Origin of the sequence: Rhodohalobacter sp. (assembly GCF_034521535.1) — a bacterium.
Classification (GTDB): Bacteria; Bacteroidota; Rhodothermia; order Balneolales; family Balneolaceae; genus Rhodohalobacter.
In genome coordinates, this window is record NZ_JAXHMF010000004.1 from 1 (window position 1) to 13,476 (window position 13,476).

A 13,476-nucleotide genomic window follows, 5' to 3' on the forward strand; every position below is an offset into this window, starting at 1 on the left:
GTTGTATTGCATAACACATTTACCGTGGACGCAGAAGGAGCTTCGTTTTCATTGTTGCTTATTATAATTGTTTAGCCGTTTTGGAAACCGGTAGTAGATTAAATAAAGTATCTTAGTTTCATAAAATAGATATCCGACTCAAAATTTAGTTCAACCTTTACGTTATGTCACGATTTGATGAAGAGGCCAAAGATTGGGATACTCCTGAAAGTCAAGAACGCGCAAGAAGTATTGCGGAGGCCATTAGTTTACAGGTCCCACTTTCTAACACCATGTCTGCTTTCGAGTATGGCTGTGGAACGGGACAACTTAGTTTCGAACTCCGTGAAAAAATAGGTCACATCACTTTAGCTGATAGTTCGACAGGAATGCTAGAAGTATTGCGGAACAAAATAAAAACGAGGTCAGCTGATGATATGGAATCGGTCAACCTTGATCTAACCAGCGATCCACTACCCGACAAGCACTTTGATTTAGTGTATACTATGATGACTCTTCACCACATTCCGGATACGCGGTTAATTCTCAATCAATTTTATAAGTTGCTTAATCCCGGCGGATACCTTTGCGTAGCTGATCTTGATAAAGAAGACGGCTCCTTTCATGGTCATGACGTTGATGATGTCCATAAAGGATTTGATCGCGAACAATTAGCAAATTTGGCGGAGGAACTTGGCTTTACAAAAATAAATTTTTCCACAGCCTATAAAATGGAAAAAGAGGTAAATGAAAACGGTGAAACTAAGCTTTTTCCTATTTTCCTGATGATCGGTCAAAAAGCTTTAATATAACTTTCGTTCTCTACAGTATTAAAGCAAATGATATTTAGTATGTTTAAACGGGTCCCACGCGCCCGTTATGCACCGAACCGTTAACCAACCTTCCTCACCATTGTAATGTAAGGTAAAGTCGAATTGAGCATTGCTGTGGATATTTTAGTTTCAGAAAAGATTAAACCGCTTTCCGAGTTTTGATAAAAAATTAGCTGATTTTATAAAGCTTCTCAATAACTGTCTAGCTGTCTGTCACGTGGGTACTCTACACGATAGGAAAATGGGATGGTTTGGGTCTGACCTGGACTGAGATTAACGTCCCATTCTAAAATCCCTGTACTTTCATTGAATGCCGCGCCACTTCGTTCTGTGAGTTCTACATTAATCTCCGATTGTCGGGAAACAGGTATCTGGTCTTTAACCGTTACAGATAAGGGTTCATTGCCGGTATTTCTCAGAACGATTTCCCAACCGTGATTTTCGCGGGTTCGGCTCCCGAAGAAATTCTTGGACGTTACATCCCGGACTCGGTTTCGTTCAGTAAGTATGAAGTCATTCTGGCCCAGGGATAACCGGAGCGACTCTTCAAACACTTCAGTTGTAATCCGGCTTTTACCTGTAAAGGAACCATTCATAAAGAGATTGGCTTCGCCGTCAATCAGATGCAATGACTCCCAATCTTCAATTTCTGCGACCAGAAAGACACCGGAATTCAGTTTGGGAACGGTTATATGATGAATATCAACAGCCGTCTCTTCTCGATGAAACGGTAGTATCGCACGATCACCCGATGCAATCGAATGGGGCTCCTGAATCTCATAACTGAAGCGAATCTGTTCGTCCGTACGAATAGAAACACCCGGTGCAGCTTCAGTCTGTGCTGCAGTAACAATTACTTCGTTCAAACTTCGCTGGGCATCCATTTGCATGGCTGATTCATCCGGTTGAAAATCGACGTATTCGGTTGATATGTCCGGCACTGTATTGCCTCTCTGATGTCGTCCTGACGATATGGCCAGACTTACCCGGTTCCAATCCTCTCCGGTATCCTGATAAATCTCGGCCTTATAATCGAGAGAGAGTGGAGAGTTTGGACCGGAATAGCGGACATCGTAAGAAGGTGTCCACCCGGCACGATAAGCGACGTATGAAAGATTCAGAGAGGTGGCTTGATCTCTTGGAGAATCGATTACTGCCACTACTTCATTGCTTTGCCGACGTATTTCATTTTCCAGCTCATTAATCTTCCGGTTTATCTCATTCAGATTTTCACTGACCCTAGCTAACTCTTTGTCCGTTTCAATTTTTTGTGACTCGATCGTGCGATAGCGTTCACGATAATATTCCATGGCTTCCTTCAGCCCGGAGAGCTCCACTCCCTGGCCATCGGTAAGGTTTTGATTGGCCGCAAGCAGATTGAGTTCCCGGGTAAGATTGGTTTGATCGGCATTGAGAAGTGTGATCTCATCCTCCAAATTCTGTTTTATGACAGAGAGGGAATCCAGTTCTTCGCGTTTATTAGCAGATCCATTCTGATTAAGTTGTGTATTGAGGCTTAAAAGTGTTAAAGATCCCTGTTCTGTACGTAAAGTGATGGTCTCTTCGTAAATTTGACGGGTAAGACCGGTAAACACTACTTGACTGATTCCGGCCGGCAGCTGTACTTCGAGATGATCTTTGGACAAGTGCTCCGTCACGATAAACCGTAACCTGATCGATAGTGCTTTCTATTTGTAGTGAATCTCTTGAGGCGTCACCGGTTTCAGCCTGAAATGTAAGCAGAAGTAGAAAAGCAATGAATAGATTCATAAGAAGATGATTTGTTTGGCTTGAGTCTGTATGAGAAAGTAAGAAAAATTATTTACCTCCATACGTGTAAAATGGTCAACCGATTGAGGTATATACACGGTCGAAAGGTATTGGATTATTAAACTCAGGCGAGCCATTAATTTTGAGGCGTTTCAATGCCTGTTCAAAAGATGAGGATGCAGATCGTCCCGGATTTTTTTACGGCAAAGTTGAGTTTACGGCGTATAGATCTTGTGTTACCGGTTTTAGATTTTTAATTACTTTATTTAGTAGTACATTTGTATCAAATTATACGTGGTCGCTTCGCTGCCAAGTTGTTTAATCTATAAAACATACACAGTTGAGTAAAAATATTTTGATCGGGACTATATTGGGGATCGTTATTTTAACTGCCGGAATTTTAACTTTTATTCATTTCAGCAATGATCATGTGGAGTGCGAAACGATTGTTGAAAATTCTGTGGGCATTAATGGCGAAATTATTACGACTGAAAGACACATCTGTAATGAGAGGTTTAATTTTTAACCTTTTCTTTCATCTCAACTGCTAAGACCAAATAATCAAAATGAAAATATTCATTAACTATTTTGTTTGGATGTTTGGCGGGCTCTGCTTGATCACACTTTTCATTGAATTCCCATACACTGTTTATCAGGGAACAGAATTTGGTCTTACTGCCCAAAAGGAATACCAAATCGGGCTAATCTGACCTCATATTTCATTGGCTCTATAGTTAAGAACTAAATATTTGGTCAAACTAATTATTCGACAGCCTTCTTTTCAAACGTCTCAGCAAAGAACGAGTGTTTAAGCTCGGAAAAAGTTTCAAGCTCAAGCTTTAATGACTGGTTCACTGCCAACGTACTTAATCTCTGGATAACGCGCCTACTCCCAAAGAAGTTTACGGAAATATAAGATAATTAACGTCAGTAATGAAAATGTCAATCCGTCACATTGAGCGCAATTTCGAGGGTGCTTTTTCCTCGAAATGTAGTCGAAATGTGTTTTCAACTCCGTTCCGACCAAAAAAAGGTCGAAACTGCGCTCAAACTGACGATTATCGATAAAATTATATCGAACTCAGGTTAATTAACCAGCCTGGAAAGCAAAACGGTACAATCTTTTAAATCTTTAATTGAAGCGTCAGGTAAAACGTACGAGGTGGGGAAGGGATGATACCCGGTCCGGGATATCCGGTGGCTCGTCGTGTAAAATACCAGTTGTTCAGCACGTTGTTAATACCCGATTCCAGTTTGAAATTTCTCCATGAATAGGAAGCGGAGATATCCATAACATCATAAGCCGGAATTTCACCGCGGATGCCGCTCTGGTTATCAAATGGATTCTGTTCGGCATTGGACGCATCGGTATACTGACCGGAAACGTAGGTGTACTGAAGGCTTGTCTGCAGATTCTTGTATCCGGCTCTAAATCCGGTCTTGAGATTCAAAAAAGGCACAAATTCAACCTGATTACCTTCCACTCCGGCAATATCGGAATCAAGATATTCAGACTTTGTAACCGCTGTATTGGCAAAGACGCTGAACTTCAGATCACGGTTCTCTTTGATAATAAACGGCAGCAGGTTTACCTCCACAAGACTTTCGATACCGTACATAAATGCCTGCCCGATATTCCCGCGAAAACGAACAACCCGCCCGGTCTCTTCCGGCTCACCCTCTGCATTGATCCGGGTTTCTGCCCGTAAAACCTCACCGATGCGATTGTCGTACATCAAGCCGAATCCGCCAACGTCGTAGGAGATATTCTCTCCAAACCGCCCGCGAATACCAAAATCTGCCGTAAAACCGCTCTCGTCGGTAATCTCCGGATCCACCTGAAATGTTGGATTGACAATGCGAATATCGTTGAACGTTACAGAGCGATAATTCTGGGAGAAATTACCGTAGAATTCGGTTTTGGGAACAGGCAGATAGCTGAGTCCGACACCCAGCAGAACAAAGCTGCGTTCAAAATCCCGGTTGTCCTCGAAAGTTTCATTCTGAATGGGATTTCCGGCCAGATCAAAATTTACGCGTTTAAATGACCCGCGGCTCCGGGTGTTGATATATTCAAAACGAAAACCGGGGGTGATGGATAAATTATCTTTCAGGTAAAAGATGTTCTCTCCGAAAATGGCCACGTTTTTGTTTGGGAAGGTAAAATCCGATTGATTGGGAAAGTTGGGAAATTGATCATCAGCCAGAGTGAAGTCAGCCTCAGCGCTGGCTGATCCGGGTCCCTGAATGGACGTGTTTTTGGAGTTGTAATATTTTGAGCCGATTAGAAACACGGAGTTTTTAACTCCAATTTTGTAGCGATGCAGAAACCGGGCTTCGGCTCCCCAGTTGTTGAAATCCCCCAGAATGAGATCACGCGGGGCGTCAAGATCATCCTCTTGCGAAACACGGTTGGTTCGGAAACCGAGGGATTTACGGGAGGCGTCTAACCCGAAAGCCATCAGACTTAATTTGGTACGTGATGAAAAGGTATGCTCCAGCGCTGCTGAGGCTAATTTCCAGTCTACCTCAAACCAGTTCCGGGTTCGATTGCTGACTTCCGGGTTGCGATAAAACTGAGCGTCGGTCAGTCCACCGGGCTGTTGGGCGAGATAGTACAGATATGTAAAATCGGCGCTTAGTTTTGTGTTTTTTCCTAATTGATAATCGGTGTAGATGTACGCATTCTGTGACTCAAAACCGGAATTTGGCCGAAAGCCGTCTCCATTCTTATAGTTGAAAAATCCGTAGTAGCCCAGCTTTCCGGTTGTTCCGCTCAGACTGTTGAAGGAGGTAAAGAGCGCGTTTGAACCCACAGATTGTCGGGTAGTAAATTCGAGATTTTTAGTCCGGATCGGTTTCTTCAGTTTGAAATTGACCAAGCCACCAAACTGAGTTCCATATTGCAGGGAAGCCGCTCCGCGTATGACCTGAATTTCATCCAGCGCTTCGGCGGTAGGGGTGTAGTAGCTTTCGGGATAGCCGAGAACATCCGCGCTGATGTCGTACCCGTTTTGTCGGACATTAAAGTTGGATGAACGGCTGGGGTCGAGCCCGCGGCCGCCGATATTGAGCTGAAGTCCGGCGTCGTTCGATTCAAAAATGTTCAGTCCGGATATCTGACTGTAAATCTGCCGTGCATTGTTACCCGAGGTGTTGACAACCATTTGCTCGAGGTTGATGACTTCTGTTTTCTTGCCGGCAAAAATCGAGGTTCCCTCAACTTCCCGCAACCGTCGCATAGTGAATACCTGATCTTGCCGGTCTGTGACCGACAGCTCGGTCAGCTCCCTGGAAAGTTTTTCCATCTGTATTGAGGTGTCCAGGTTTTCTGAATCCAGGGTGACGGATTTTTGCACCACTTCATATCCCAGCTTGTAGAAAAAGAGGACATACGTGCCGTCGGACAGATCATTGATTTCAAAGTAACCATCCTTGTCGGTGCTGAAAGATTTTCCGGCATCGTTATCGTAGATATCTACATTCTCGATGGGTTCCTTGGTCTCTTTGTCTACAACATAGCCATAGATCTGATGCTGAGCCTGGGCAGACAACCCAAAACATCCAAAAAGAAGAAATAAACTAAAGGCCTTTAATTTCATCATTAAAAGAGAGTAACCAGGTTCGGTGTTTAAATGAGGGTTCAATTTCGGTTAAATCCACATCGGGATTTACATAAGGCTGACTTCGACGCCCGTTTAGCGCTACATAACTTTCCACGTAAATTTCGGGATCATCAATGCCCTGTTGTTGATAATGATTTTCCAGAAAGTGAGCGTACTCCAGAATAAAATCGGGCTGTGAGGACATCTGTTTTTCCTGAAAACGGGTCAAAAATTGTGTGTTATCCACGTAAAATCGCTGGCCGTTTTCCGGATTAACCACTTTGAAATTGGCGTATCCGGCTTTTTCCATCAGCATCACCCGCCATGAAAAACGATAGCCCTCTTCGGTCCAGAACAGTTCACCGGGATATAGCATATACCGGAAGGGTATCAGCAGCTGAAGGATGAAAAATAGTGTCAGAATTCCAATGGAGGTTTTCCGGATCCATACCCTGGGAAATTGATAGTTTTTTCCGTTATCGAATAGAGATTTGGAGATCCTGAGCCATTCAGAAACTTTTGCCAGGATCTTATTGTGTAATCCCGCATCAAAAAAGATGAGGGCACTCGCAATCATGATGTATGGAAACATCCCGATAGGGAAGAGTACCCGTGTGAGTACATGGAAGATCACAACCAGGGCGAAAGCAAAAACCCGAGTTCTCCGGTAAAGGAGCAGAAACGGGATTGTGAGATCATATATGGCACCGCTCCACGCAAAAGCGTAGTGAACCCAGGTTTGCTGCAGCAGATCCCCGAGCAGCGGAATGGAGTATTTGGCCGGAAGCCAGATCTGCAGCGGCATGGCTTCAAACAGCCAGTCGGAGTTAAGCTTGGCAAGCCCGGCGTAAAAATAGACGATCCCCAGCAGCAGCTTGATGGAATCGACAGACCATCGGGGTACTTGTTGAGATCTGAGGTTTTTATCACGAAAAGCATCGACTGAATAGTAAGCGTGAGCCGGCAGAAAAATCATCAGAAAACTGAGGATGCTGATGAAATAGTAATGGTTTAGATAGGTAGTTTTGTCCATCAGCTCGATGTAGGTGAAGCTGAGGAAAAAGACGATGATGGCAATGCGGTATTTGAATCCGATTGCCACGAAGAGGGCCGACAAACCGCAAATCGTAAAAATAAGATAGGTCCATTCGCCAAGCGGCTGCACCCATTCGAAGCCGTAATATGAGAAGAAGAATTGCGGCTCAATGTAGAGCTTGTAAATCCAGCCGTTGGCCGCAAAACGAACGATGCTCCACAGCATCAGAATTCCAAACAGGATTCGGAAAACGGCTAATGGAGCAGCATTCTGAGTATCGGTAAAATAGGAGCGAATGGTTGATGAATTCACTGATTAGTCGCCGTCTGCGTCCACATAATCCACGTTAATGTTGAGTGCCTGAAGCATATCCACTTTCATGTATACGACGTTTTGCTGCAGTTCATCATAGGTAGAAAGCATCAGGGAGTTATCAGATTCTACCTGCGCGGCAAAATCGGGATTCAGTGCGTCAGCTTCCTGACCGGCCAGTTGAAACTGACTGTTAATCAAACCGGTTAAATCCGCTCCGTCTTTCATGGTGTTCAGGTAGTCCAGATAATCATCCAGGCTTTGGCCATCGATTTCACTATCGAAATGAACGCCATTGAAAAAGTTGACACTGGCCGTCAGAGCTTCATTAAACAACGCCTTGGAAAATCCATTACTATAGTATGCTTCAACATGACTGCTCAGGGGAGTTCCTGAAAATACTCCGGCGGGAATACCAATTTTTCCGGCTCTGAGGTGTTTCTCGTAGTAGAAGATATAGTCGTTCACCATCATGTCCAGGGACGAATTAGCGCCGTTACCTGAGTTGCTCACAAATTCGTCGCGGTAACCGGAGGTCCAGTTGCCCAGCACCTGATTGGTTAAATCGTCAATTCGTTGTGTTAGATCTGTAAGGTAAGTACGGTAGTTTCCGGCATTTTCATCGGTGGTATAGAATGAGAGAATTTCATCGTCGTTTTCACCGAGGCCATGCAGTAAATAATCAAGAGCCGGAAAACCCTGGCTGTCGGTCAGTGACGGCAGTTCCAGGTTATAATTACCGGATTGAATACTGCTTTCGATCTCTTCAGCATCGGTGGGGTAGATGTTTAGGTAGTCCCGGAAGCGGATCTCCATGGCCAGGCCCATTTCAAACATGGACACGTGCTGGAATGCAAGATAGGCTGATTCCCAGCTGTTTCGGAGCGATTCAAGATTTTGTTGTGTAGGATCGGCAGCAAAGGTTTCCGCGGAAGCGTGAAGCTGATCGGTGGTTTCAGAAAAATTGGTAAATGCCGGGATGATGATATTATCGGCCCAGTTTTCTAAAATCGCCTCACGGTCAAAATCATCCGCACTTGGTCCTGACGGGCCTTCATCAGTACAGCCCCAAATCAGTAGAATGGTAAAAATAAATAAAGCAAATTTCTTCATAGTCACAGTTTTTTAAGAGCAGAAAGCCGGCAGCCATTTAAAGCTGCCAGCTTTTGTGTAAGGAATTTGAATTAGTTAGAAGCAGCTTCTTCTAATGTAAAATCAAATTTGTCGGCAATTTGTTCAGATAAATCATCAAGGGTTGATGTTTCAACATCCCAAAGACCATTTTGGCCATCATCAAGCAGATCGGTGAGCATAGCTTCTACTTCGCTGCTGCTCAGGTAAGGCTGCTCGGTGCCCGGTATTCGGGTGAACTGAAGGCTGTAGATAAATCCATATCCTTCGGAAAGGGAATGGAAAGCTGAGCCCAGTTGCTCATCTTCAATTTGACGCTTACCGGCCTGCAGATAGTAAACTGCACGCACGCCGATTACTTTTGAAATAGATTCCTGAATAATAGCGGCTTGCTCGTCGCGAACTTCATAATCTCCGGCAACGATAGCAGCACGACCCAGTTTGAAAGCCTCAAACATATCTTCGGCCAAAGATGAGAAGTCATCGTCTTCACTCACCTGACCTGAATATTTGTTCAGGAAGATATCGTCACTGCCGATAGTGGCAATTGGATTCGCGGGATTCGCTGAAGTTCCAAAAATATAGCCGTAAGCTTCGTCCCATTTATGCTCCATGGTTGTATAGTTAGAGCCTTCTTCGGTTTCTCCGTTATCGTTTTCCTCACGGTTTGAAGCTTCATCCAAAACGGCAGGACTCAGGTAGTTATTCAGCATTTGATCGGCCATCAGTGCACCGTTCAGACTTTTGGCTACCATTTGGTTGTACTCCAGACCTTGTCCGTTGATGTAGCGCTCTTTGGAACCGTCAGCAATTTGTCCGGGTACGCCGGGTGTTGCAAGCAGATTTCGGTTTGGAAATACTTCCTCGACCTGAGCGATCAACCATGTTTCAAAATCATTTTTGATTTCTGCACTCAGAGTTGCGTTACCGGTAAAATAATCGCGGGAATCGGCCACTTTACTTTTAATGCTTTTGGTGGATGCGTTGAGTTCTTCCTCAGAGTAGGGATCTACTTCATTGCCGTTTTCGTTCTGATTTCGGTACATTTGAAGCAGAAGTTCTTCTGTGGTATTCTCAAAATCCAGCATAGCTGAGAACAGCTCATCAGCCATTTTGATTCGTGTAGTTTGTCCTGAAAAGGCTACTGTAGATTCACCGTTTCTTTCAAATTCGTATGTGGGAGGGACTTCAATATCAGTGTCGTCGCTGCTATTGATATCGCAAGAAACAAAAAAGCTGAGTGTTAAAAGAGGTAAGAGTAATAATCTTATCGTTTTCATTCTTTGGTAAGACCTTTGCGGTTAATAGTTGTGGTTCTGTTTAGTTATTTAGAATGAGTCTAAGTTAAGAAGATCATTAGCTCTTGCAAAATTTAATTAGATCAAATCTAAATAATATTTCACGTGTCAAACCACGTTGGGGGTAGCGAAGTTTATACGTTTTTAAAATCGAATACCCTTGAGATTCTGAAGATTACTTATTCAGGTTTATGAATTATATGCCTTTCAATGATTTGTAGATGTTCCGTGTATTTACCACTTTATAGACTGTATTAGGCAGATCTGTTTTATTTTCCGGAATTAATTAGAGAGCATCCGGAAGCCTTTCACAATTAACAAATCCGGGGCAATTATGGCAGTTAAGGGGCAGCATATCATAAATGTTTGGTTCAAAAGTGTTTTACTAGTTTGTTTTCTGACCTCTTGTCAGGCTGTCCATGCTATGCCGCAAACAAATCAAAAAACTCAGTCAAAGTCAGCTGAAGAACTGCTTGAACTGGTTGATGAATTTATTTTCAGTGATCCGGATCTTGCCTTGGAATATGCACAGCAAGCTCTTGTAGAAAGCCGGGAATCCGCAAACACCGAAATGGAAATCAAAGCTCTATACGAAATTGGCGAAATCTACATACGCACTGCAAAAAATTCGCAGGAGATACTATCCAATTTTAAGGAGGGAATCGAAAAATCTCGAGAAGGGGAGTTTAAAAAGTTAACGGCTGAAGGGCATTATAACCTAAGCCGATATTATGAATCCACCAGTGAATATTCGGATGCACTGGAACATATTCGTCAGGCGCTTGAACTTTTTAAAGAATTGAATCTTGAATCTAATGTAGCTAACACACAAAATTCATTGGGCAGGATATATCAGGAACTCGGTGATTTTTCAACAGCATTGAACCATCTGTTCGAGGCATTACGCATTAATGAGAAACTTCAGCGTAAAACCAGTATGGCAGTTTCTTATACCATTATTGGTAATACATACATGCGTAGTGGGCGATATGAAGAGTCTATCCGGTATTTCAATGAAGCCCTGGCACTGGACCTTGAGATGGAAGATCCGACCGGCATCATGATAAGTAAACTGAATCTTGGGGCTGCTAACCAGCGTTTTGAAGATTACGAAAGCGCGATGACGTTTCACACAGAAGCTCTTGAGCTTGCCAGGGAACTGGGATACCGCCAAGACGTAGCGATTATTCTGGGTAATATCGGCTCTACGTACAGAAAGATGGGCTATCCTGAAGATGGTTTGTCAAATTTGCTGCAGGCGCTTGAAATTATGCAGGAGACCGGTTACAACACAACTGCTACACTAAACGGAATTGCAGAAGCGTATCTTGATTTAAATGATTTTGAACAGGCGCTCTCATATTCGCTGCAGGCTGAAAAGACCGGAAAAGAACGCAGTGATCTTGACAGGATGCAATATACCTATCGAAATATGGCTGATGCTTATGAAGGATTGGGACAATTTGAAGCAGCAAATCGAGCTCTGAAGCTCTATATCTCTACAATAGACAGCCTTTTTGCTATTGAAAGTGAAAAACAGATTAACCAACTGCAGATTCTTTATGAAACGGAGAAACGGGATCAGACCATTGATCAGCTTACTTTAGAAGCTGAAAATGCCTCATTTCGCCGGAATACCTATCTGGCCTCCGGTATCCTTGTTTCCCTGTTTCTGTTACTGCTCTATTCCGGTCAACGATACAAAGCCAGAAAAAACCGCGAGCTTCTTGAAACAAGTGAAGAGGTTGCTCAAATGAAGTCCAATTTTTTTTCCAATATATCACATGAGTTCAGAACACCGCTCACCCTGATATCCGGACCGATTGAACAACTGAAGTCAAAAATAGATGATCCGACCGTTCATAAAGAGCTCAACATCATGCAGAAAAACAGTGACCGCTTGTTATCACTCATCAATCAACTTCTTGATCTGTCACGTCTGGAATCTGGCAACCTGTCGCTCTCCGTAGAAAAAACAAACCTTGAGTCGCTTGTAAAAGGTGTGGCTATGTCGTTTCAATCATTAGCCGACATGAAGCAGATTCAGATTACCGTTGAATGCCAAATAACAGACTTTGAAGCCTGGGTGGATCGAAACAAACTGGAAACGATATTGATCAACCTTATCGGCAATGCACTGAAATTCTCTCCTGAGAATTGTGAATTGAGCGTCAGATTAGTTGAATTTAAAAGCGCAGATGGACTGAATCGATTCAGGTTGGAAGTTGAAGACTGCGGTGCGGGTATTCCTGAAGAAGATTTGAAGCATATTTTTGACCGTTTTTACCGCGGCTCGGAAAAAGAAAATTCGGAAAGTATCGGTTCCGGAATCGGTCTGGCACTTACACGAGAGTTGGTAATTCTCCACAAGGGTGAGATTTTTGTTAGTAGTAAAACCGGTGAAGGAACCAGGTTTACAGTAGAACTTCCGGTTTCTGAAAAACAGTATACTGAGCAGGAACGGGTTGTATCCGCATCCTTTGATCAACCCGCAAAACCTGCAATGACTACAAGAAAAATCACTGCCAATACGGAATTGGATTCATTTACTTCAGCGGATGATTCAACTCCTCTTCTACTAATTATTGAAGATAACGAAGACGTGATCAATTATTTGGTCGGTATTCTGAAAGACTCCTATCGTATTATCACCGCTCCCGATGGTGAGGCCGGTGTTGAAAGTGCACTTAATGTGATTCCGGATCTAATTATCAGTGACGTGATGATGCCAAAGATGACCGGTTACAAGGTGGCAGAAATCCTGAAACAGGATGATAAAACCAGCCACATTCCTCTTATTCTGCTCACAGCAAAGGCTTCTCATGAAGACCGGATTCAGGGTCTTCAGACCCATGCCGACGATTACCTCACGAAACCTTTCCGCCCTGATGAACTTCTGCTTCGCGTTGAAAATCTGATACTCTCCAGGAATAAAATGAGAGAGAAGTATAACCGGAAGATAGAGATCAAACCCGATGAACTCTCCGCACAATCGATGGAAGAGGCATTTCTGCTACGGGTGGTGGAGGCCATTAAAAAACATTTAGTGGATGAAGATTTTTCGGTGGATCAGCTCGCTCGTGAAGTGGGCATGAGCCGTTCTCAACTTCACCGAAAACTGGTTGCACTTACCGACCTCTCCGCAAGTGAATTTATTCGTTCATATCGACTCAACCTGGCTAAAGATAAAATTGAAAACCACACTGGAAGCATTTCCGAAATTGCTTATGAGGTTGGCTTCAATAGTCCATCCTATTTCAGTAAGTCATTCCGGGAGAAGTTTGGAGTAAGTCCGAGCGAATTTGAGGCGGGGAAGGGAAATAGTCCGGGTAGAAGGAATGGAATAGAAAGTCCCCTCTGGAGAGGGGATAGATTTGAGAAAACATGCGCAGCATGATTTTCGATAAGCAGGGGTGTGTTCATGTGGACCGGAAACGCAAAACTATCTCAAAATCCAACCAACGATCAGAACACACCCCTCGGTGTGAAAATCGGTGTTCCACCTTTTTCAC

8 protein-coding genes are annotated in these 13,476 nt (G+C 43.6%); 3 read left to right on the forward strand and 5 right to left on the reverse strand.

Features of this window, described 5'->3' with window-relative positions:
* Positions 1-164: 164 nt before the first annotated feature.
* On the forward strand, positions 165-791 hold the full coding sequence (locus tag U5K35_RS05795) for a class I SAM-dependent methyltransferase (protein ID WP_322570533.1): 627 nt from the start codon (positions 165-167) through the stop codon (positions 789-791).
* Positions 792-1,003: 212 nt separating this feature from the next.
* On the opposite strand, the gene U5K35_RS05800 is transcribed toward U5K35_RS05795, so the two are convergent.
* Positions 1,004-2,470, reverse strand: a complete 1,467-nt coding sequence (locus U5K35_RS05800) for a mucoidy inhibitor MuiA family protein (RefSeq protein WP_322570534.1) — start codon at positions 2,468-2,470, stop codon at positions 1,004-1,006.
* Positions 2,471-3,148: 678 nt separating this feature from the next.
* On the opposite strand from U5K35_RS05800, the gene U5K35_RS05805 reads away from it, so the two are divergent.
* Entirely contained in the window at positions 3,149-3,292 is a 144-nt protein-coding gene (locus tag U5K35_RS05805) for a hypothetical protein (RefSeq protein ID WP_322570535.1), read from the forward strand.
* A gap of 414 nt (positions 3,293-3,706) precedes the next feature.
* Here U5K35_RS05805 and U5K35_RS05810 read toward each other — a convergent pair whose 3' ends face one another.
* The 4 genes from U5K35_RS05810 to U5K35_RS05825 form a co-directional block, all read right to left on the reverse strand.
* Complete coding sequence (locus tag U5K35_RS05810) at positions 3,707-6,187, reverse strand: TonB-dependent receptor domain-containing protein (protein WP_322570536.1); 2,481 nt, start codon at positions 6,185-6,187, stop codon at positions 3,707-3,709.
* Positions 6,165-7,535 carry an HTTM domain-containing protein gene (locus U5K35_RS05815; protein WP_322570537.1) on the reverse strand — a complete coding sequence of 457 codons (1,371 nt, stop codon included), beginning with the start codon at positions 7,533-7,535 and terminating at the stop codon, positions 6,165-6,167. The genes U5K35_RS05810 and U5K35_RS05815 overlap by 23 nt, the downstream gene beginning before the upstream one ends.
* A gap of 3 nt (positions 7,536-7,538) precedes the next feature.
* Positions 7,539-8,648: an imelysin family protein gene (locus U5K35_RS05820; protein ID WP_322570538.1), complete on the reverse strand. Its 1,110-nt coding sequence runs from the start codon at positions 8,646-8,648 to the stop codon at positions 7,539-7,541.
* Positions 8,649-8,719: 71 nt separating this feature from the next.
* The gene (locus U5K35_RS05825; RefSeq protein ID WP_322570539.1) at positions 8,720-9,946 is read right to left on the reverse strand and encodes a DUF4856 domain-containing protein; all 1,227 of its coding nucleotides are present in this window, start codon (positions 9,944-9,946) and stop codon (positions 8,720-8,722) included.
* 442 nt (positions 9,947-10,388) lie between these two features.
* On the opposite strand from U5K35_RS05825, the gene U5K35_RS05830 reads away from it, so the two are divergent.
* A complete protein-coding gene (locus U5K35_RS05830; RefSeq protein ID WP_322570540.1) occupies positions 10,389-13,361 on the forward strand; it encodes a tetratricopeptide repeat protein in 2,973 nt (990 codons plus the stop codon).
* Positions 13,362-13,476: the final 115 nt, after the last annotated feature.